Annotated in this window: 15 protein-coding genes; 5 read left to right on the top strand and 10 right to left on the bottom strand. The window is 56.9% G+C overall.

What is annotated here, in order from left to right:
- Positions 1-179 precede the first annotated feature (179 nt).
- The 3 genes from KJ970_02585 to KJ970_02575 all read left to right on the top strand — a co-directional run bounded on the left by KJ970_02585 (position 180) and on the right by KJ970_02575 (position 4,912).
- Positions 180-941 (top strand): hypothetical protein, encoded by a 762-nt coding sequence (locus KJ970_02585; protein MBU2689786.1) that lies wholly within the window; start codon positions 180-182, stop codon positions 939-941.
- A 222-nt stretch (positions 942-1,163) separates the two neighbouring features.
- Positions 1,164-2,258, top strand: a complete 1,095-nt coding sequence (locus KJ970_02580; GenBank protein ID MBU2689785.1) for a class I SAM-dependent RNA methyltransferase — start codon at positions 1,164-1,166, stop codon at positions 2,256-2,258.
- A gap of 323 nt (positions 2,259-2,581) precedes the next feature.
- Positions 2,582-4,912 carry a carbohydrate binding family 9 domain-containing protein gene (locus KJ970_02575; GenBank protein ID MBU2689784.1) on the top strand — a complete coding sequence of 777 codons (2,331 nt, stop codon included), beginning with the start codon at positions 2,582-2,584 and terminating at the stop codon, positions 4,910-4,912.
- 39 nt (positions 4,913-4,951) lie between these two features.
- On the opposite strand, the gene KJ970_02570 is transcribed toward KJ970_02575, so the two are convergent.
- Together KJ970_02570 and KJ970_02565 are read right to left on the bottom strand one after the other, a co-directional pair.
- Positions 4,952-5,239 carry a hypothetical protein gene (locus KJ970_02570; protein MBU2689783.1) on the bottom strand — a complete coding sequence of 96 codons (288 nt, stop codon included), beginning with the start codon at positions 5,237-5,239 and terminating at the stop codon, positions 4,952-4,954.
- Complete coding sequence (locus tag KJ970_02565; protein ID MBU2689782.1) at positions 5,223-6,533, bottom strand: beta-lactamase family protein; 1,311 nt, start codon at positions 6,531-6,533, stop codon at positions 5,223-5,225. The genes KJ970_02570 and KJ970_02565 overlap by 17 nt, the downstream gene beginning before the upstream one ends.
- Before the next feature lie 298 nt (positions 6,534-6,831).
- Here KJ970_02565 and KJ970_02560 point away from each other — a divergent pair, with 298 nt between their 5' ends.
- Entirely contained in the window at positions 6,832-7,860 is a 1,029-nt protein-coding gene (locus KJ970_02560; protein ID MBU2689781.1) for a T9SS type A sorting domain-containing protein, read from the top strand.
- Positions 7,861-7,982: 122 nt separating this feature from the next.
- On the opposite strand, the gene KJ970_02555 is transcribed toward KJ970_02560, so the two are convergent.
- Positions 7,983-8,171 (bottom strand): hypothetical protein, encoded by a 189-nt coding sequence (locus KJ970_02555; GenBank protein ID MBU2689780.1) that lies wholly within the window; start codon positions 8,169-8,171, stop codon positions 7,983-7,985.
- Between the two features lie 24 nt (positions 8,172-8,195).
- Between KJ970_02555 and KJ970_02550 the strand changes: the two genes are divergently transcribed.
- Positions 8,196-9,320, top strand: coding sequence for a S41 family peptidase (locus tag KJ970_02550; GenBank protein MBU2689779.1), 1,125 nt, complete (start codon positions 8,196-8,198; stop codon positions 9,318-9,320).
- Positions 9,321-9,357: 37 nt separating this feature from the next.
- Here the strand turns inward: KJ970_02550 and KJ970_02545 are convergent, their stop codons facing one another.
- The 7 genes from KJ970_02545 to KJ970_02515 all read right to left on the bottom strand — a co-directional run bounded on the left by KJ970_02545 (position 9,358) and on the right by KJ970_02515 (position 21,451).
- Positions 9,358-11,331 carry a VCBS repeat-containing protein gene (locus KJ970_02545; GenBank protein ID MBU2689778.1) on the bottom strand — a complete coding sequence of 658 codons (1,974 nt, stop codon included), beginning with the start codon at positions 11,329-11,331 and terminating at the stop codon, positions 9,358-9,360.
- A 172-nt stretch (positions 11,332-11,503) separates the two neighbouring features.
- Positions 11,504-12,697 (bottom strand): hypothetical protein, encoded by a 1,194-nt coding sequence (locus tag KJ970_02540; GenBank protein MBU2689777.1) that lies wholly within the window; start codon positions 12,695-12,697, stop codon positions 11,504-11,506.
- Positions 12,698-12,887: 190 nt separating this feature from the next.
- On the bottom strand, positions 12,888-14,726 hold the full coding sequence (locus tag KJ970_02535; GenBank protein MBU2689776.1) for a VCBS repeat-containing protein: 1,839 nt from the start codon (positions 14,724-14,726) through the stop codon (positions 12,888-12,890).
- A 161-nt stretch (positions 14,727-14,887) separates the two neighbouring features.
- On the bottom strand, positions 14,888-16,306 hold the full coding sequence (locus KJ970_02530) for an efflux transporter outer membrane subunit (protein MBU2689775.1): 1,419 nt from the start codon (positions 16,304-16,306) through the stop codon (positions 14,888-14,890).
- A complete protein-coding gene (locus tag KJ970_02525) occupies positions 16,303-19,482 on the bottom strand; it encodes an efflux RND transporter permease subunit (protein ID MBU2689774.1) in 3,180 nt (1,059 codons plus the stop codon). Before KJ970_02525 ends, KJ970_02530 begins: the two co-directional genes overlap by 4 nt.
- Positions 19,483-19,494: 12 nt before the next feature.
- Positions 19,495-20,700, bottom strand: coding sequence for an efflux RND transporter periplasmic adaptor subunit (locus KJ970_02520; GenBank protein ID MBU2689773.1), 1,206 nt, complete (start codon positions 20,698-20,700; stop codon positions 19,495-19,497).
- A gap of 112 nt (positions 20,701-20,812) precedes the next feature.
- The gene (locus KJ970_02515) at positions 20,813-21,451 is read right to left on the bottom strand and encodes a TetR/AcrR family transcriptional regulator (GenBank protein MBU2689772.1); all 639 of its coding nucleotides are present in this window, start codon (positions 21,449-21,451) and stop codon (positions 20,813-20,815) included.
- Between the last annotated feature and the right edge of the window lie 38 nt (positions 21,452-21,489).

Below are 21,489 nucleotides of genomic sequence, written 5' to 3'. Positions count from 1 at the left end.
TGAAAATGGATCCCATAGCCACAGATGCATGATAACATTGATGGGGAGTGAGTTGGAACGAGATTCCGGCTGCTGACATGAAACCGCATCCCAACTTCAAGTCTGACAGTCGGATGAAATTAGCTGAAGCGCCAGGAAGAGAACGACCTCTCCTGATGCCGTGGATGAGGAGACTCTTGATGAAGCATACTTCGAACATAACTCGCACTCATGCCGGGGCAAGAGTGCTTGAATCAATGATCTTCGCCATCGTGTTCTGGGCCGCTTCAGCTTCGCCGGCGATGTGTGAGGAATACCTCCCCCTGTCGGTCGGCTTTGAATGGGAGTACGAGGGTCTCGAGGGACACCACGAAGTCCAACGTGTGGAGGGGATCATCAATATATGGGGCGCTGATGTGTACGCGATGCGCTACGAAGGCAACCCTCTCAACGAGGGCCTTGTGAACTATTGGACATGCGATGAAGCCGGATCCGTACTGCTCTGGGGCTTCTACATTATTCCGGATTCCTTTGGCATTCTCTATGATCCCCCCATTCGCATGGTGGACGCCCCCTTGGAACTTGGCAAAACTTGGTCTTGCACCGTGAATGTGTTCGAGTGGTCCGATTCGACCTCATCCACCTCGCTTACGTTGGATTTCACCGTGGAAGAGGAAGGCCTGATCGTCGTTCCAGCTGGGGAGTTCTACACCTTCGGTATTGGATACGAGTTCCCTCCCAAGCATCTGGTCCCCCTCTTGCAGGATCGGGACATCTTCGGCACGCCTCTGGGCGGAGACGAGCGGCCACCGGCGTCCGATTGGTGGACCGATGGAATAGGCAGGATCCAATACGTTGGCGCGTATCTAGAACTCTTTCAACTCGCGCCGTTTTCGGGTCCGACGCCATGCAGAAAGGGCACCTGGGGTTCGATCAAGACGCCCTTGCACAATAAGCACTGACCCCTCGCCGAGATGAAGGACCACCGCTCATTTCCACGGCACAACTTGCAGCGAATCCGGCCTCGTTATGAATTTTCAGGACGAGGCCGGGCCATGCTAGACTGTCGAAGCAAGCAGAATCCGCAAAAATGTTTTGCGCCTGAACCACCACAATCCTAATGGAGCCAGAGCGTGTTCGAGTACCAGAAATACGGCCGCTACTTCGCCCAGGGCGCCCATGCCATGGAGGAACTCATCGCCGATGAGCTCAAGGAGCTCGGCGCCGCCGAGATCCGCCCGGCCTACCGCGGCGTCTACTTCAAGGCGGACCCCGCCGTTCTCTACCGCGTCAACTACTGCTCGCGCCTGGCCAGCCACGTGCTGGCGCCTCTGATCACCTTTGCGTGCCACTCGCACAAATACCTTTACAAAACCGCGCGCAAGCTCGATTGGGAATCCCTTCTCGGCTTGGACCATACGTTCGTCATCGCCGCCAATGCCTCCGATAGCAATCTGCACCACTCGCAATTCGCCGCCCAGCGCCTCAAAGACGCCATCGCTGATCACTTCGTCGAGAAGCGCGGCGAGCGACCGAGCGTGGACCGTCGCGAGGCCGATCTTTGGCTGAACCTCAACATCCATCGCAACAAAGCCATCATCAGCGTGGATTGCTCCGGCGGTTCCCTGCACCGGCGCGGCTATCGCATCGACGCGCGCGAGGCGCCGCTCCAGGAAACCCTGGCTGCCGCCCTCCTTCGTCACAGCGGCTGGCGGGGCGAAACGCCCCTGGTCGATCCGATGTGCGGCTCGGGCACAATTCTGGCCGAGGCGCTGATGCTGGCGAGCCGGTTGCCGGCCGCCCATGTGCGCATGGCCGGCAAGCCGCCCTTCGCGCATCTGCCCGACTACGACGCTGCCGTTTGGACCCGGGTGAAGGCCGCCGCCGATGCTGAGATGCGTGAACTGCCCGCCGGTCTGATTCAAGGCGGCGACATCGACGCACAGGCCGTCCGCGTCGCGCGGGGCAATCTGGCGCGCCTGCCGGGGGGGCGCGGTGTGCTTATCACCAAACGGGACTTCCGCCAGGGCGAGCCGATCGATGGAGCCACCATCGTCACCAACCCGCCCTACGGCCGCCGCCTCAGCGACACGGCCAAGGTGAAGATCCTCTATGGTGAGTTGGGGGATTTCCTCAAACGCCGCTGCACAAACTCCACCGCTTGGATCCTGGCCGGCGACGTGGAGCTGGTGAAGTCGATCGGCCTGCGGCCGAAGCAGCGTATACCGATCTTCAACGGCCCGCTGGAGTGCCGCCTGGTGGAAATCCCCGTCTACTAGGGGTTGTGCTTCGGAAATTGCATCTGAGGTGGTCAAGAGCCCGGCGGTCCATACGGCCGCCAGGCTCTTTGCATGCCTTCCTCGGGTCTAAGAATGGATTCGACATTTCAATGTACCTTGCCAGGGGGCGCAGGAAACACGCCAGATGCAATCTTCGAAGCACAACCCATTCTTTTGAACGAAAATGGTCCGGCGACCGTCATAGAGATATGCAGGGATTATAGATAAGCCCTTCTGGTCGATCTCCATCCCCTGCGGGCGAGTTCGAGTAGAAATCTCTTGTTGTGGAATCCGGAATTTCCAGTTTTTTGGGGGGGATGATAATGGCCGAACAACCTATCTTGTCGTCGCGATGGCGGCAATTGAGATCGATACTCGCACTTCTTCCGGCACTCATACTGGCGTCAGCCTTTGCGCCCGCCATCGCGCAAAGCGATTATACGCCTGCTTTTCACCCCGAGCTGAAAATCACCCGAATGACGGGAGAGATCAAGATAGATGGTTTTCTTGAGGACTCGGGTTGGAAGGGGGCGGCGGTGGCGGACCACTTCCACGAGGTTGAGCCCGGTGACAACCTACGGCCGCCGGTGGAAACCACCGTCTTCGCGACCTACAATGACGACCATCTCTACCTATCAGCCATTTGCTATGACAACCCCGCCGAGATCCGCGCGACCTTGAGCCAGCGAGACCACATGGGCGGAGACAATATCGGGTTCTTTATTGATACCTATCATAATGCGACCTGGGCTTATACGATCAACGTCAATCCCTTTGGTGTTCAGGCGGATGCCTTGTGGAGCGACGGCTATGGCGAAGACGGCATGTTTGACCTTGTCTTCGAATCGGCGGGGCGAATTACCGATTCAGGTTACCAGGTGGAGCTGGACATTCCGTTCTCCAGCCTGCGCTTCCCCAATACGGAGGAGCAGACCTGGGGGATCCAGTTCTGGCGTCATCACTATCGGGATACACATTACAGCATTACCTGGGCGGCTCAGGATCGAAACGAGTCCAACTGGGTGCGCAATTGGGGAAGCCTGACCGGAATCAATAATGTCTCACCGGGAAAAGGGATCGAGATCATTCCGGCATGGACCGGCTCCATGGCCGGGGCGCTTGGAGTGGATTCTGACGGCGATTTGAAATTTAAGGATAACGATCCACGCGGGGAGCTCTCCCTTTCGGGCAAGTATTCAGTTTCATCAAACATCATCATCGACGCCACCGTGAACCCGGATTTCAGCAATGTCGAATCGGACGCCTTTCAGATCGATGTGAACTCCGCAACAGCCCTATCCTATCCGGAAAAGAGGCCGTTTTTTCAGGAAGGCAGCGATCTGTATCGCACCCGTCTTAGCCTTGTCTACACCCGTTCAATCAATGAACCGGACTTTGCGGCAAAGGTGACCGCCCGGGCCGGCAAGACATCGATCAGTTTTCTCAGCGCCCATGATCTGCATAGTCCCTTCATCGTGCCCTTCGAAGAAACTTCTTCTGGGCTTATCATTGGCGGTAGCAGCTTCTCTAACATTCTGAGAGTACAACGGACACTTGGATCAGGCACCCAGGTGGGTGCGATGATAACAAACCGATCATGGGAAGGAGGAGGCAGCGGAACAACCTATAGTACAGATGCGACATTCCGATTCTCGCGCCGTGTTACTCTTAGAGCCCAAGCGGTTGGGAGTCAGACCGTGGAACCAGACAACAGCGGGCTGACGTCAGGTCTAGAGGGTTACCTGTTCGACAACGGCAAGCACACGGCAATGTTTGATGGCGAATCGTTTGGAGGCTACGCCGGCTCCGGAAATCTCAGCTACAACAGCCGCAATTTCTATATTAGCGGGACCTATTCCGAAACGGGTCCCACCTTCCGGGCCGATAATGGCTGGATGCCGCGCAATAACCGCCGGGATGCGAGTCTTTATTCCTCCTATCATATACGATTTGATCAGGGACTTCTTGAGAGGATCTCGCTGGAACTTAACCCCATGAGGGTCTGGAACACCGACGGCCACAAGAAGGATGAGGCTATATTCGCCACCGTGTCGATGCCGCTGAGGTTCTACCAGGTCCAGCCGTCATATCAATATATGATCAGTACGGAAGAGTTCGCGGGCCACTATTTTGATGACATCTGGAACCACTACGTAGGTTTCAGAGCCTCACCGAGCGAGCTGCTGACCTTTGGAGGGTCATGCAGTTACGGCAATCAGATCGCATATGGCTACCGGGCGATCGGCAGGCAAACCAAGTGGGGCGCTTGGGTGGATCTCAATCTGTTCGACCGTTTATATGTTGAGAATTGGATCGATCATGTCAAGAGTTACGATACCGAGACCGATGATGAATTGTTCAACGGTTACATTTACGGATCCAGAATAAGCCTTCAGTATGATCGACGGCTTTCCCTAAGGCTATTCTCCCAATACAACAATTTTAGTGACACCTGGGTGTTCGATCCGCTGATCACATATCAGCTGACCCCATTCACGCTCTTCTATGTGGGCTCTACTTATAATATCCAGGCGTATGACAACCTCGACCGGCACGGCGATCGATTCGTAGCTGAAAATGAAGAATCTTTCAGCCACAGGAAACTGGATTACCGCCAGTTCTTTATGAAGGTGCAGTACCTTTTCCAGCCGTAGATTGCCGGGTGGTAGCTTGGCCGGACATGCCGGATGGTCTTATCGGCCAAGCCGAGTGAACGCCATTTCACGCCAGGCAAAGAGCTCGTCGGTTAGATCGAAACCGGTCACGGCCCCATCCGCATTGCGATTAAAAGCAAGGAATCCCCATCCACAAAAGAATCTGTCCTGGTCAACACAGTAGAGATTGATCGTATCATAGCGCCGATGTTTCAAGACCAGACGCCCATCCTCAATGGCGATATCACAAGAGCTGCCCAGTGCCGGGCAGATGTACTGGCCGCCGGCCTCACGCGCAAACTCATCGGCATCAAATGCGAAATTCACGCGGCGCGCCGACTGAGTTTCGCCATCCATAGCCAAGGTCAGCCCCACCACATCGCCCATCCCATCCATTGTGAAGGTCATGACCGCCATCCGGCTGCAGACGATACCCACCGGTGTAGCTGTCCAAGAGCGCAACGTCCGGAGTGAAGGATTCGGGTTCCAGGGTGGGTTCTTCTGTGGTTTCGCCGGCAGGTCTCGGCGGCTCGAGTCCCCTGCAGATGTCCAAAATCTCAAAGGCGAGCCCGGCCGCGTTGATGGAGCGCGCATTGGCCAGGATCACGACACCCAACTCTTCTTCCGGGCAGTAGATCAACATCGTCTTGAAACCGCCGGTCTGGCCGGAATGCTGGATCGTCTTTGTCCTCTTCCGCTCGCTGACGATGAGTCCGCCGGCGTAGTTCATTTGAGTCCCATCATTCAACACGCCGGGCTTGGTTATACATTCAAAGATGCGATCGCCACCCAGCCGCTTGTCATGGAAACTGGAAAGCCAGCGAGACATATCTTCAAGGTTGGTAAAGGCGTGGGCAGACCCGGGTATCTCGACGTTGCTGGGCCTCGCCAAACGATACCCCTCAGCGTCTGACAAGTAGGCGGTTGCTCTATGTGGGATGAGTTCTGTGCACTCGGTTTGAATCAGCGTGCCCGTCATGCCGAGAGGAGTGAAAACATGATCGCGCATCCAGATACCGAACCGGATCCCGCCGGCGCGCTCGATTACCAGCGAGAGCAGAGAGTAGTTGGTGTTTGTATAGGCATAGCGTGAGCCTGGGGCAAAGTTCAATGCCGATTGGCCCGCCAGCAAGGTCAGCACATCGCTCAAACGGAGATAGTCGCGGCCTTGGAATCCCGAATACTTATTCAGTATTGTCCAGAATTCCCAGAATCCACTGGATTGATGCACCAGGTGCCGCACCAGCACGGGCTCGGCGCAGAGGGGCAGTTCGGGCAGGTATCGCCGGATGGGGTCATCAAGGTTCAGCCTGCCCTCCTCGGCAAGCAGGCAAAGTCCGAAAGCTGTCAGGTGTTTCGAGACCGAGGCGAGGTCGAAGCAGGTCAGCGGAGTGATTTTGATGCCCTGTTCTAGATCGGCCAGACCGATACATCGCCGGTAAATGTCGGTGCCGCGACTCTGCACCAGCACCGCCATACCCGGGGCGTCGGATTGATCCCAGGGGACAAGCAGAGTGTCTAACTTTGCCCCCAAATCTTCTTCAGAGATGGCGAGACCCGGTTCGGCGACTGAACTCGAAATCGACGCCACCAGCAGGGCCACCGTGAGAAGGCTCCTCATTATATCTATCCTTTCCGGTTGGGAGGCTGTTACCCAAAATATGAGTGGCGCCGGATCCTGGTTGCGCCCGTCGTTGATCCATCTGGTTCACATTGAGCGATCAAGTAGCCCCGTTGGTACACGCATCCGATCCCGGACCGAGGGCAAACACAGCGGCATTCGCTCGGAAACCCCGCCGTGTCTCGGTCAAAAGGCACACCGGATGGTATCTATCCTCCTGGCATGTAGATTGCTAATCTAGTTTAAGTGGGAACATGGCAAACATCCTGGATGCCTGAAGCAATCATGGAGGATAAACATGAAGAATCGACCGACTTTATACCTGCTCTATTCCGTCATTTTCGCGTTTTTTCTGGCGGGAAGCGCCGTGGCTGAGTTCGTTCTGCTCGAGGACTTCCAGAACCTGAATCTTGGACCGATCGATGATCAGAACGGGTGGTATGCCGCGAGTGATAGCTCTGCCGTGGCAGTGGATCCTCTCTTCGAGGATAATCAGGTCCTCTCGGTGATTACCAACTCGACTCACCTTCACAAAGATCTTTTGATCCAGGACGGAACCGTGCGTATGCTCTTCCTGAGATTTCGCTATGCAAGCCAGCTCAGCTGTTCCTTTGGATCTTCCTTCGCCTCCTATCCCACTCAATTTGGTGATTTTTCAGTTGAGCTCAGTCTGACCAGCACCACAAATGAGTTACGTATCAACAACGATGGCCAATACGATGTTTTGACAATTTTGGAGCCGAATATCTGGTACAATTGCTGGCTATTGATAGACAATCTCGATAACACGACGCAAGTCTGGCTGCACTCCCGGCCTGGAGAAGATGCCAACTCTTTTGATCAACTGGAGGTGGAGGGAGAATTTGATTTTGGATTTAGAAATGGAACCACCATTGATTTAAAGACATTCTTCGTCAAGACCGGAGGCGGAAGCGGGGTTGCCGGCCCCCTCTACCTGGACGACATCCACCTTGAGACCACCGACGCCTTGAACCTGACAAATCCCTCCCCCGCCACCCCAGCAGCCGTCACAACAAGTACCGTGCCCGCGGTTTTACATCTCGCTCCGTGCCGGCCCAGTCCATTCAATAGCGGCACCAAGATCAATTTCTCTTTGTTAAAACCGGCTCATACCAGTATCGCTATCTTTGACACGCGCGGACGCATGGTCATCGAGCTAATGTCCGAGGATCTGAATGCCGGGAACTATCAGAGGATCTGGTCCGGCCGCGATCGAGGTGGAAGGCGAGTGGAAAACGGCGTCTATTACATTCGAATGGAGGCGGGGTCGACAATAACAACCGAACGGGCGATTTTCCTGAGGTAGCACTTGAGCCAAAAGGATCACCCAAGAATTTTCAGGCTCCCAGTCTCACCCGGTTCTCCGGGTGAGACTCTGCTTTAAGCCCTCCTTTTCGTTTTGCGCAATGGGTCCGACGGCTCTCATCGTTATTGAGGCATTCTTCCAAGCGGGGTTAGACTTCGCCTGAATGCCGGTTTTGCCGGCGAGGGTTTTTCAAGAGAGCCGGCGGCGATAAAAATTGCCAAGACCAGAGTGAGTGATGCTAAAATGCCGGGCAGGTGGAATCCGCTGATACCATTTTTCATCAGCAAGGCCTTTTGCTTGTCGCCCGTCAATGACGGATAGGAGATCCAAAAGAAATGAAATGGCCGTATCTCATTCTGTCGCTAGCCTGCTGCCTATTCCTCTCCCCGGCGATCGCCCAGGAACCGATCGATCCAGAAATTCTGGATAGCTTCTTGAATGCACTCGACGAGCCTGGAGATTCGATAGGATCGGAATCCGCCGGTCCTTTCGATGAGAACTGGGATCCCCTTCAAGAAGAGACGCCGGCTGCTTTGGGACTATTCGATCAGGTTTGGGAAGAGTTCGATCGGACATATCCATACTTCGACTACAAAGGGATCGACTGGAACGATTTGAAAGAGAGCCACCGCTCAGACTTCGCCGGGGACCTCGCCCCCGACGAGTTCGTCGATAAGTTGGCGATCCTTTTGAGGGAGCTGCGCGACTTTCACGTTTCGATTCGGAAGCCGGATGGCGGCTTCGCCGAAGTTTATAACCGGCAGATCGAGCGGAATTATACATCCGACCCGCGCAATCGTTACAGCGTGTCGGGTTACGAGACCATGGGCGACGGGGTGATCCGGCATGGTTGGCTCGCCGACGAGATCGCCTACATCCGCATTGACACCTTCGCCCGGGAGGCCTATGCCCCATTGCGGGAAAGCGATATCGATAAATTGTTCACTCAATATGGGAATGCGCGGGGCATGATCATCGATATCCGCCCGAACAACGGCGGTGATGAGACGATCGCGGCGGGTATCGCGGGATGGTTTACCGATAAGCCTCTGACCTATGGATACACGGCGCGACGAAACGGTCCGGGTCATGATGAGTTTGAGCCGCCGCAGAAGAAGGTTCTGGAACCGCATGAGGGCGGCCGCTACGCGGGACCCGTGGCTTGTCTCATCGGAGAGCGGTGCATGAGCTCGGCGGAATGGTTCACCTTGATGATGAAGGCGTGCCCCCAGGTGACTTTGATCGGCAGCGCGACGCGTGGAAGCTCAGGCAATCCGGCGGAGCTCCGGCTGCCGAACGGCGTCGTTTGTGGGATCCCGAGCTGGATGGCCTTTACTTCGGAGATGAAGCCCTTCGAAGACGTGGGTCTCCCACCCGAAATCACGATTCCCGCGGAGGAGAGTTTTGACGCCGAGCACGATTTCGTCGTCGAGAGGGCTATCCGAGAGCTCTTGAATTGAAACCTTGATCTTTTGCCGGCGACGGGGAGATCCCGATCTACTGAACGCGGATGAGCTTGATCGTCTGCTTCATTCCGCCGGCCTTCAGGCGGCAGAAGTAGACCCCGCTGGCCATCTCCGGATCGGCGGCGCCGCCTCGGCTCCACTCGAACGCGTGGCGACCGGCGGGCTGAATCCCCTGAGCGAGCTGGCGGACGCGCCGCCCGGACGCATCGAAGATCGCGAGGTCGACCGGCCCGGCTTCGGGCAGGCTGAAGGTCAGGGTCACGGCGGATCGGAATGGACTCGGATGGACCTGCAGGCGGATCCAGCGCGTCAGGGGCTCGCCGTCGGTCGGGAGGCTCGCAGCCGGACTCGTGTTCTCGAAGTAGTTGAAGGTGCCCGAGTAGTTACCGACGGTCAGGTCCAGGTCTTCATCGCCGTCCAGATCGCCGAACGCGGGCGCCGCGTTCTGGCCCACCACCAACCCGGCGACCACGGCCGGGTTCTCATTCCAGATCCCATTGTCGTTTCTGAAGTATTGGAGTTCGTGGGAGATGTCGCCGGTCAGGAGATCCTGATCCCCATCATGGTCGTAGTCGCCCAGCGTGGGTGAACAATTGCTGCCGACATCAATGCTGCCGAAGTAACCGGCCACCTCCTGCCACTCCATCGAGCCCGAGCCGATGTTCTCGAAGTAGCGCAGACGGCCGACCTCGTTGCCCGCCACCAGATCGAGATCGCCGTCGTTGTCCATGTCCACCAGCCGGGGAACAGACCATCCGCCGAGGTTGATGCCGGCGAAGACACCCGCGTCGTAGTCGAAGCCCGAGCCATTGTTGTGGTGATAGAAGAGGTCGCCTGAGAGATCGCCGACGACGGCGTCGGGCAGATCGTCGCCATCAAGCTCGCCGACGGCGATGGCGGAATAGATCGAGTGATCTATGCCGGCGAAATAGCTATGGTCGGTGTGCCACGCCGGGGCCGCGCTGGTGCCGATATTCTCGAAGTATTTGATATCGCCCAGCTGAGTGCCGCTGACCAAGTCCAAATCCCCATCGGAATCGAAGTCGAACAGGAAGGGCGAGCTGGCCGCCCCCACGTCGATCACCCCGCCGAAAAGTGTCGTATTGGCGGTCCAGACCGGGTCGGTCGGCGGGCCCTGGTTCGTGTAGTACTGCAGCGGCCCCGCGCTGGTGCCATAGATAAGATCCCGGCGGCCATCTCCGTTGAGGTCGACGAGACACGGCGAGTTCCAGTAGCTTGAGAGGCCCAGACCCTCGAAGACCGCGGCGTCCTCCACCCAATTCCAGGTGGACGCGGTGCCGTCATTGCGATAGTAGACGAAGCCGTGCACATCCCGCCCGGAGGCCAGGTCGATATCATCGTCGCCGTCCAAGTCGACGAACCAGGGATAGGCGTAGAGACCGACATCGAACCAGGACTCCGACTGCGATTCCTCAAACGAGGCCGCGGATGGAGTTCCGGTGTTGGGGTAGTACTTTAACATTCCGTTCTCACTGATCCCGATCAGCAGATCGAAATCAAGATCCCCGTCCAGATCGGAGAGTGTCGGGACCGGATTGGAGCCGGTCGCCAACCCGGAGAAGAAGCCTTGCTGCTCGGTGAAGACGGGCGCCGCCGCGGTGCCGGTGTTCTCGAACAAGACCAATCCATTGTATCCCCCGGTGACGAGGTCCAGGTCCCCGTCGCCGTCGAGATCGGCGCAGACACCAACCTCGGCATCCAGCGGATCGACGCCGGCGAAGATCTCCGGCCCCGGTAAAAAGGCGGGGGCCATTGCCGTTCCGGTGTTCTCATAGTAAAGCAGCGTGGACTCGGAACTCCCCAGCATCAGGTCGACGTCGCCATCCGCATCAAGGTCGGCGAAGCGCGGCTGGGAAAAGAAAAGCGAAGCGACCCCGCTGGGATTGAAGATCTGGTCGTTCTGGACCCAGTTCTGGCCGTGACTCGGAGATGCGGCCAGACTCAGGAAGATGCCGAGCATGATGAGGATCGCCTTGGTTCTCATACTTCGCCTGTCCCTTCTTTTCATTGCCTCCGACCGGAGATCATTCTCGCTTGCTCGACCTGACCCGCGCTTTGAGACCGATTCTATGATAGCAGATCGAGCAACACAGATGAAGGGAGCAATCGTTGTGGGCTAAATTGGGAGGAGAGCAACGGATCGTTCTCCGGCAGCTTCATTCTTTGTGGCCGGCTTCCCGTTTCCGAAGGTGGAAGGCTGCATAAACAGGAACGCAACTGTTGCCGGCAGTTGAGTCAGGGAGGGAAGCATCGTCTTCATCAACTTGAAATCGTACAAGGGCAAAAGGCCAGTCCAAGGCGAGCAATTCCCCCCCGGCCATTCCCTCCGGCAATAACATTTCAGCCATCCCCAACCAAGAGCCATCAGGACCATGAACCTCCGCTTCAATCAGAGCATCTTTCCTTTTTTCCTTATGATTACGACTCGTAACCACCCAAATTTGTTCTGAGGGGCCCCGCAATAGTTTTATGATGACGGGCTCTGCCTTTTCAATCACGGCTTTAACGTTTTGGAAATACATACGAACATCGGACTCCCAATCCTCCTTTAGTGAGTCCACCATTGCATCTGAACGCGCCCAGCCGGGGTAATCACGGTGGGCAAAAGATTCCCGCGAACCAATGGAGCTGGAAATTGAGAGGGAATACTGATCCCGATCATCCACCCAAATAAGTTCACCATTTTCACGGCACACCCACTCCGCCCAAGGTGGCGTGAGCAGCTTCTCGTCCATAATGAAATTTTCTGTATTCTGGGTCAGCTCATATTCCATCACTATGCCCAACTCTTGTCCCTTGCGGTCACAACGCACCAACTGTTTTTCCCTATTTATAATGGTGCCGTTGCTCATGCTATAGGATGCTTGAATAATAAACCCATCAGAATAAGGCTCGACACGCTGTATTCCCGTCGTCAGGCGTTCGCCCGAACGCGAATAATGAATAGCGCCGCCCGGAACACCTTCTGTTGATATTAGCGTTAGGCGGCCTGGTGATGCCTGGGCTACGGCAAGCATGCCATCGCCCCACCAAGCGATGCTTGACGGGCGCACAAATTCCCCCGGTCCTTCGCCTTCTCTTCCTAGAAATCCAACAAATCCCCCGGATTGATCCACAACACAAATCTGGGAAAGTTGATGGTCGAGCATATAGAATCGACCATGTTCATCTGCAACCGCGTCGTCGATAATCCCAATAATAAATTCATCCTCGTTTCCCTCAATCCGCCACATTTGTTCCAAGTCATAAACCTCACGATCAGTCGCACCGGCGACAACATCAGATCCATACAACAGAAGGCCAAGGAAAAATACAATGAACCAAAGGGAGGATTTGAGGATATGCTCCATCTTACGCCTCACAATTATTAAGCGACTCACCAATGACGAAAGCAATCAAACACGTGATCACAAGCCGAAACCTATCACAGGCCTTATTAACTTAGACGTTTTGGGGCGAAAGAAGGTTGGATGGTCAAGCCGGGCGGTGGCCCGGCTTCATGACCGAAGACTCCCATGCTATATAACAACTTCGGATATCTTACTCGATCCGCACGATGCTTCTGGTCTCGCTCCGCCCCCCCGTTTCCAACCGGCAGAAATAGAAACCGGATCCCACGGGGCGGTTTTGATCGTCGGTTCCGTCCCAAGCGAGATGGTGCGGGCCGGCCGAAACGGTCTCTTCAAGAAGCACCCGCACGCAGCGGCCCGACGCATTATAGATCGCCAGCCGGATCGGTTCCGCGGCAGCCAATTCATAGGAGATGACCGCCTCGCTATGGAAAGGATTCGGTGCGCTGGGATGAAGCCGAAGACGCTCCGACGACTCCGGAACGACCACATCGGCGATCGAGAAACTATGCTCAGCGGCAAAAACCGATCCGGCGAAGGCGCCGTCGATCGACTGGACGCTCCAGTAGTACTGCTCGGCCTGAGCATCCAGTGACCAGGAAAGGCACTGCTGCGCATTGCCGAGCGCGGGGATCGTTCGGTGGCCGGTGGCCGGGATCACCATGGCCGACATGATCTGGGATCCGCCCGAGGAGGTGCCGACCCGCAGGTTGTATGAAAGCCCGGCCGTCGGCGTCTCGGCATCGGATGCCGGAAGCCAGCTCAGCACCAGACGATCGTCGGCGAAGGTCGCGGCGAGTCCGGTCGGGGCGACGGGCGGCGTGTTGGCCGATGCGCCGTAGTTACTGTAGATGGTGGAGTAGAGCATGCCTTCTCTGCGGCCGGCTACGACCAGGTCGAGGTCGCCGTCGTTGTCATAGTCGCCCCAGCCGACCGATCCCTCACCCACCTGCAGCAGGTTGTTAGTGGTCGGAACGAAACTCCCTCCGCCGTCATTGCGGTAGAAGATGGTAATGGGGTCGCTTATGGCCTGCGACCCGGTCAGCAGAAGATCCAGATCCCCGTCGTTGTCGCCATCTCCCCACGCGACAGCGCAGTTGTTGGCTCCTACCAGGCCCGCGGAGATGTCGGTAAAGAGGGCCTCGCCATCATTGCGATAGATGATCGTGAGGCGTGCCTCCGTTTCGTCCAACCCTGCAATCACGACGTCGAGGTCCCCGTCGTTGTCATAGTCACCCCAGGCGGAATAACCATATCCGCACGCCTGGAAGTCGGTCGGTATCTCTGTGAAGGTGCCACCATCATTGCGGTAGAGGTGTGTCTGGGCTGAAATCGTTTTTTCGAAGGGCAATAAATCGACGCCCGTGAACAGGAGATCCATATCCCCATCGTTGTCGTAGTCGCCCCAAGCGCCGAAACTCCCTGAAAGATCGGGAAATCCGGCGGCCATCTCGGTGAACGTGTTGACTCCGTCATTGCGGAAAATCCGCGTGATATCGACAGGACCATCAGGCCGGCTGCCCGTCGCAAAGATGTCGAGGTCCCCGTCGTTGTCGTAATCGACCCAGCAAGTCGATCCGCCAAGCATCTCCGGGAGTCCGGCGTCGATGTCGTGGAAGCCGAACGCACCGTCGTTGCGGTACACGCGGTGCACCACGGAATCAACGCTTTCGCGACCGTGGAGCACCAGGTCGAGATCCCCATCGTTGTCGTAATCGCCCCACGCCGCCGCGGCAAAGATGAGGTCCGGCAGCAGGTTGGACAAAAAAGTAAAGGTCCCTCCGCCATCGTTCCGGTAGAGGCGGGTGATGGGACTTGAAGCTGAGCTACCCCCGGTCACCAGGAGATCGAGATCCCCGTCGCCGTCGTAGTCCCCCCAGATCGTATCACCGTAGTAGGTGCCGACCAGACCGGCATTGATGTCGGTAAATGTCACGACGGCCAGGGCCGCCGAGTGAAAGGAAAGGATAGCTATCCAAACCAGCCCAGTGATGAACGCCGCTGCTGCAAACCCTCTTGATGACGCCATGATCGGCCTCCTGCTTGTGTTGCCCCGGGGTGATCGCTCCACCTCACCGCATCCCTTAATTATAGCCGGGAACGGAGCTAAGCAGAAGAGGGCGCGCGGGCCTCTTCTTCATAAAGAAAGGTTGCCGTTACCTAATGATCGTCTTCGTTAAACCGCCACGGTCATCGGCCGGCACCGTTGCCTCCACCCAATACAGCATAAAGTTGCACCTGATTGGTGAGTTTGGCCAAGCGCAACCCCACCAGCCCCTGCTGGGATCCATAGAGCGAGCGCTGCGCATCCAGTACACTGAGGTAACTCTCGATTCCACCGGTATAGCGTTTCTGCGCCAGACGATAGATCTCCTCAGTGGCCTCGACCAAAGATTCCTGGGCGGCGACCTGTTGATCGATCGTACCCTCGACCGCAAAGGCATCCGCGACCTCCTTGAAGGCCGTCTGGATGGCTTTCTGATACTGGGTCAGCGCGATCTCTTGATCGGTATGGGTGAATTGGAGCGCCAGAAAAGCGCGGGCATCGAAGAGGGGTATTCCAATCATGGGATTGAGCGTCCAGGTTTCCGAGCCGGAATCAAAGAGGCCGGAGATCCCCTTGCTCGCCGTCCCGATGAGTGACGTTAAGGAAATTCGGGGGAAAAAAGCCGCGCGGGCCACACCGATATAGGCGTTCGCCGCTTTCAGTTGATGCTCAGCCGCCATGATGTCGGGTCTGCTCAGAAGGACGGAAGAGGAAAGTCCCATCTGAAAATCGCGGGGTAAGGAAACCTTGCTCAGACGCTCCGGGAGCAACTCGGCGGGAACAGGGCTTCCAACAAGAAGATTCAATGCGTTCTCTCCCTGCGCGCCCCACTGCTGGTACTGTGCGACATCCCGTTGGGCAAGATTTACCGTCGTCTGCGCCCGGCGCAGGTCCAACTTTGTGGCCAGTCCATTTTGATATTGCTTCTCGATAATCCCATAGAATTCTTCCTGGGACTCGAGCGTGGATTGTGCAAGTAGGAGTTGTTCGCGCGCCGCCGCAAGCGCCAGATAGGCCGAACCAACAGCGGACACCAAAGAAATCTGTGCGGCGCGCCGGCCCGCGTCGGATGCTAGATATTTTTCGATGGCCTGGTTCTTCTCGCTTCGAACGCGACCAAACAGATCAATCTCCCAGGCGGTGATGCCGACATCGATGCCGTATTCCTCGCTCGTTGAGGGTGCGTCCGATGAGGAAAGATCCGCGGATGTCCTGTGTTTGTACCCGTGGGCGGACGCGCTGATCGCCGGATATAGATCCGCCTGCTGGATCTTATAAAAAGCGCGCGCCTTTTCAACGTTCAGAACGGCCAGGCGCAGATCCAGATTGTTCTCCAAGGCCAGGTTGATGACCTGTTGCAAACGCGGATCCAGGAAAAACTCCTGCGGACTCAAATCGGCCGCCGAAAGGAATGCGGAAGAGGCGGGACGTTCCGCATAGGCGGGACCCTCGGGCCAATCCACTGGAACGGTGGCCGCGGGACGGGTGTACTTGGGGGCCATTGTACAACCCCCGCTGAATATGATGAGGGCCAGCAAGAGGGCTTGACTCAGCCGTTTCATTTCGACTCCCCCTTCGGCGGGTTCGGGCCAGCAGGCACGACCGACGCGCGTTCTCTGTACTTGCCGAGGCCCTTATAAATAAACACATAGAACAAGGGCGCAAAGAAGATGACGAGGATGGTGGATGTTATCATGCCGCCCAGCACGCCGGTGCCGATGGCGGTTTGCGCGCCCGATCCGGCCCCGGCCGCGAAGGCAAGCGGAAGGACGCCGAACCCGAAGGCCAAGGATGTCATAACGATCGGGCGCAGCCGCAACCGGGCCCCTTCAAGTGTCGCCTCGATCAACTCCATGCCTTCATCCACCCTGCCCCTGGCGAACTGGATGATCAGGATGGCGTTCTTGGTCGTCAGACCGAGGACCGTCAGCAGCCCGATCTGGAAATAAACGTCGTTTGTGTAACCCCGCATGCCCGTTGCTATCACACCTCCGATAATCCCGAGGGGCATGGTCAGCAGGATGGCGAGAGGAATAGGCCAGCTCTCGTACAAGGCCGCCAGGGTGAGAAAGACCACGAAGATGGAAAACCCATACAGCAGGCCTGTCTTGGACGAGGCCATGCGTTCCTGGTAAGAAAGCCCTGTCCAGTCATAAGAAATTCCCTTGGGTAATCTTGACGTGATCTCCTCCATGGCCTTCATGGCGTCGCCGGTGCTCTTCCCGGGTGCAGGTTCACCCCAGATGTTCAGAGAGGGGAAGCCGTTGAAACGCTCCAGCAGCGGCGAACCGGATTCCCAGTGCCCGGAAGCAAAGGAAGAAAATGGGACCATCTTGCCCACGGTGTTGCGCACATACAGCTTATTTATATGCTCCGGCAACATGCGGTAGGGGGCGTCAGCTTGAACAAAAACCCGTTTGACCCGTCCACCCTGAATGAAATCGTTGGCATAAGCGCTGCCAAAGGAGGCGGCGATGGTGTTGTGGATCGAGGCGATGGGAACACCCAGGGCGCCCGCTTTGCCCCAATCCACATCGAGCCTGTATTCAGCCACATCCTCCATGCCGTTGGGGCGAACGCGAACAAGCCGCGGATCCTGGGCGGCCATGCCCAGCAGCTGGTTGCGGGCGGCCATCAAGGCCGCGTGCCCCAAGCCACCGCGGTCCTGCAACTGGAAATCGATCCCTGTGGCATTGCCTAGTTCGATCACCGCCGGCGGCGCGAAGGCAAAAACCATGGCCGAGTTGATCTGAGAGAGGGCTCGCATGGCCCGGCCGGCCACGGCCTCGACCTTGAGATCTCGATGGCGACGCAGATCCCAGTCCTTGAGCTTGGCAAAACCCAAGCCCATGTTCTGCCCCTGGCCACCGAAACTCATGCCGGGAACACCCATGAAGGATTCGACGGCATCCGATTCCTGGGTCAGGAAGTACTCCCTGACCTGGTCCATGACCTCCGCGGTCTGCTCCAGGGTGGAGCCCGAAGGCAAAATGGCCTGGACCATCAGCATCCCCTGATCCTCATCTGGGAGATACGAGGTCGGCATCCGCTGGTACATGTACCCCATCGCCGCCACAATCAGCAAATACACGACGAGAGAGATAAGGCGGTGCCGCAGCATGCGCCCCGTCAATTTCACATAACGATCCCTGAGATTGTAGAAGCTGCGGTCGAACCACCGAAAGAAAGGACGGAAGATCGGCAACGCCTGATCCGAGGGGGCGTGCCCGGGGGGCACCGGCCTGAGCAAGGATACGCAAAGGACCGGCGTGAGGATCAAGGCCACGGCCACCGAAAGAAGCATGGAGGCGGCGATGGTCACTGAGAACTGGCGATAGATGATGCCGGTGGAACCGGGGAAAAAAGCCATGGGCCCAAAGACGGCGGCCAGCACCAGCCCGATGCCGATCAGGGCGCTGGAGATCTGGCCCATGGACTTAACCGCCGCCTCCCGGGCGGAGAGGCCCTCTTCCGTCATGACCCGCTCAACATTTTCCACGACAACGATAGCGTCATCAACGAGCAGTCCGATGGCCAGCACCATGGCAAACATGGTCAGCATATTGATTGAAAATCCGAACAGCCCAAGGACGCCGAAGGTGCCCAGGATGACCACCGGAACGGCGATGGTCGGGATCATGGTGGCCCGGATGTTGCCCATGAAAAGGTACATGACAACGAAGACGAGCAGGATCGCGATGATGAGGGTCTTGACCACCTCGTTGATGGCCACCACGGTGAAAGGGGTCGTATCGTAGGGATACACCACCTTCATCCCCGGCGGAAAATTCACACTCATTTCTTCCAGGGTCGTCTTGACGGCATCGGCCGTCTTCAATGCGTTGGCGCCGGCCGCCTGGCGGATGGCCAATCCGGCGGATGGATGGCCGTTGTAACTTGCCAGCACATCGTAGCGCTCGCTTCCCACTTCCGTCCTGCCGATATCACTGATCTTTACCGTGGAGCCGTCGGGATTGGTGCGGATGGGGATCGCGGCGAATTCGTCCGTGGTCTGGAGCAGATGCTGGACTACGATGGACGCGTTCAAGCGCTGGCCTTCCTCTGCCGGCGCCGCGCCGAACTGCCCAGCGGAAACTTCTACATTGTAGACCCTGAGCGCCATGACAACATCTTCGATGGTGAGATTGTAGCTGGTCAGTTTGTCGGGATCGAGCCAGATTCTCATGGCATACTGGGACCCGAAATTTTCGACTTCGCCCACGCCGGGCACACGGGACAGGATCTTTTCCATATTCGACTGGGCGTAGTCCCGTAGCGCGTCGCCGTTTTGGCTGCCATCCTCGGAAATGAGCCCGACGATCATCAGGTAATTCCTAGTGGACTTGCTGACCTTGACCCCTTGGCGTTGCACCACATCCGGCAGGTTCGACATGGCCAGTTGAAGCTTGTTTTGAACTTTGGCCCAGGCGAGATCGGGATCGGTCTCGGGGGCGAAGGTCAACTCAAGACGAGACATGCCCGACGAAGAACTCATGCCGGATATGTACAACATGTTGTCGAGACCCGTCATCTTCTGCTCGATGATCTGGGTAATCGTATTTTCAACGGTCTCGGCCGAAGCCCCGGGATAGAACGCTGTTATGGAAATGGACGGCGGGGCGATGGGGGGATACTGGGAGATGCTCATATTGTAGATCGCCAGACCGCCGGCCGCCATCATGGAGATAGCGATGACCCAAGCGAAGACAGGACGCTTCAGGAAGAATCTTGATAACATCTTACGCCTCCGTTAATTCGATTGAGTCGCCGGCTGATGTGAATGTTCATCCAGCCCGCCAGGCGAACCACCCTCTTTGAAAGGAACAGCTTTCACTGCTGCACCGGGTCGTCGCAGGCTCATCAATCCCTCGACGACAAGCTGATCCCCGGGGGCAAGACCTTCCGAAACCAACCATTTGTCGCCCATGGCCCTATCAATAACGAGTCTCCGGATTTGAGCATGACCCTCCGCATCCACGATCCAAGCAAACGGATCACCCTTGGAATCACGGGCAACACCCTGCTGGGGAACCAGGATGGCCTGCTGGTTGATGCCTTCGGTCACGATTCCGCGAACAAACATGTCCGGGAGAAGCGCACCGTCGGGATTGGGGAAGAGCGCTCGCAGAACAACCGAACCGGTGCTTGGATCCACCGAGATGTCGCGGAACTGCAGGGTGCCCGCCAAGGGGTAAACCATCCCGTCTTCCTGGATAAGCCGGATATTTCCCTGGTCTGCGCCATCCTGTTTGACGCTCCCGTCCAGCAGATGCCGTTTCAGGCGCAGCATTTCGGTGGTGGATTGAGGCAGGTCCACATAAATGGGGTCGAGTTGCTGGATCGTTGTCAGATTAAGGGGTTGATAGGCCGTAACGATGGCGCCCTCGGTTATATTGGATCTTCCGATGCGGCCGGAGATAGGCGCAATGACATCGGTATAGACCAGATTGATGTCGGCCAGCTTTACCTGCGCTTTCCAGGATTCGACTTCGGCCTGGGCCTGCTTCAACCCCGCGGTCACATCGTCGTAGTCCTGTTGGCTCACCGCATTATCCGGTAGCAGTTTTTCGAAACGATCTTTTCGCAATTGAATTGTGGTCAAGTTGGCCTCCGCCCTGGCCAGAGCCGCCCGCGCATTGTCCAGGGCGGCCTGGTAAGGAGCGGGGTCAATCTTGTAGAGCGCTTGCCCCGCCTTCACCTCGGAACCCTCCTCGAACAGACGCTTCTGGATGATGCCGTTGACCTGGGGCCGGATTTCGGCCATGCGGTAGGCAACCGTACGCCCGGTCAACTCGGTTGTCAGAGCTGTGCTTTGAGCCTCGATCGTCACCACAGAAACCACCGGTTCGCCGGGTGGCGGCGGAGCCTCATTCTTGCCGCATCCCGCAAGCATTAGAACGCTTGCGAAAGCGCCCAGAACCACATTTCTCGTGAATTTCATTGCACGGGACAGCATGGAACTTCCTCCCTGTGGGCGCATGCGCCCAGCACGGTTCCCAATAGCCATGAAACAAAAACCTCCTCGAACAAGGTGTTCAAAAGCACATCTGTTCACATTATTACCTTAATCATTTTGAGCGAAGGCCGCTCCAGATAATTTGTCGAATGGTCTTCGCCTCGTTGACAACGGGATAACGATAGCGCGCAAGCGCCCACGCTCCCAGAAAGCCATTCAGAAGCTGAAAGAACGCAATCCTCATATGTTCGGGGTCAATTTCAATCACTGATCCCTCTTCAAACGCCCGCTTAAAAAGCGTTACAATTTGTTTTTGGAGGCGTCCCCGGAGACGAAGCACACGCTTCGAGAAGTGAGTATCGATCGCCGCCAGCACGGCCCCGGTCTCATTGAGATAAATTTGAAAAAGCGCGGGACGTTCTTGAAAATAGCTGAGGATCTCCACAATGAGTTGATCGAGGATTTCAATCGCGGGCTGCTGGGATAGTCTTTCGGTCAAAGAAAGCAAGACCCCCTCAAAATCACAACCTTCCTGAAGGAGGAGTTGATCGAATAATTCCTCCTTCTTGCCAATAAGGTTGTAGATGTGCCCGACGCTGAATCCGGATATCTCGGCTATTTCCCGGACCGATGTTCCCTCGTAGCCATTCCTGGCGAAAACGTCTAACCCCGCATCCAGTATCTTCTTACGCTGCCAGTTGCGCTCATCTTTTTTCCGAGCTTGACGTCGCTGGGATGGAATCTTATCCACGTCATCTCCTTAGTGAACGATTGTTCATATCATGAACG

It is taken from the genome of Candidatus Eisenbacteria bacterium, assembly GCA_018831195.1.
Classification (GTDB): domain Bacteria; phylum Eisenbacteria; class RBG-16-71-46; order CAIMUX01; family JAHJDP01; genus JAHJDP01.
Note: the sequence above shows the minus strand (reverse complement) of the source record. Positions and strands in the feature narration are given on the sequence as shown.

Excerpts from the sequence above, each read along its gene's own strand:
- KJ970_02540 (MBU2689777.1), bottom strand. The coding sequence starts at position 12,697 with ATGGAGCATATCCTCAAATCCTCCCTTTGGTTCATTGTATTTTTCCTT.
- KJ970_02580 (MBU2689785.1), top strand. The coding sequence starts at position 1,164 with ATGGAGGAACTCATCGCCGATGAGCTCAAGGAGCTCGGCGCCGCCGAG.
- KJ970_02545 (MBU2689778.1), bottom strand. The coding sequence starts at position 11,331 with ATGAGAACCAAGGCGATCCTCATCATGCTCGGCATCTTCCTGAGTCTG.
- KJ970_02560 (MBU2689781.1), top strand. The coding sequence starts at position 6,832 with ATGAAGAATCGACCGACTTTATACCTGCTCTATTCCGTCATTTTCGCG.
- KJ970_02530 (MBU2689775.1), bottom strand. The coding sequence starts at position 16,306 with ATGAAACGGCTGAGTCAAGCCCTCTTGCTGGCCCTCATCATATTCAGC.
- KJ970_02550 (MBU2689779.1), top strand. The coding sequence starts at position 8,196 with ATGAAATGGCCGTATCTCATTCTGTCGCTAGCCTGCTGCCTATTCCTC.
- KJ970_02525 (MBU2689774.1), bottom strand. The coding sequence starts at position 19,482 with ATGTTATCAAGATTCTTCCTGAAGCGTCCTGTCTTCGCTTGGGTCATC.
- KJ970_02565 (MBU2689782.1), bottom strand. The coding sequence starts at position 6,533 with ATGAGGAGCCTTCTCACGGTGGCCCTGCTGGTGGCGTCGATTTCGAGT.
- KJ970_02585 (MBU2689786.1), top strand. The coding sequence starts at position 180 with ATGAAGCATACTTCGAACATAACTCGCACTCATGCCGGGGCAAGAGTG.
- KJ970_02535 (MBU2689776.1), bottom strand. The coding sequence starts at position 14,726 with ATGGCGTCATCAAGAGGGTTTGCAGCAGCGGCGTTCATCACTGGGCTG.
- KJ970_02520 (MBU2689773.1), bottom strand. The coding sequence starts at position 20,700 with ATGCTGTCCCGTGCAATGAAATTCACGAGAAATGTGGTTCTGGGCGCT.
- KJ970_02575 (MBU2689784.1), top strand. The coding sequence starts at position 2,582 with ATGGCCGAACAACCTATCTTGTCGTCGCGATGGCGGCAATTGAGATCG.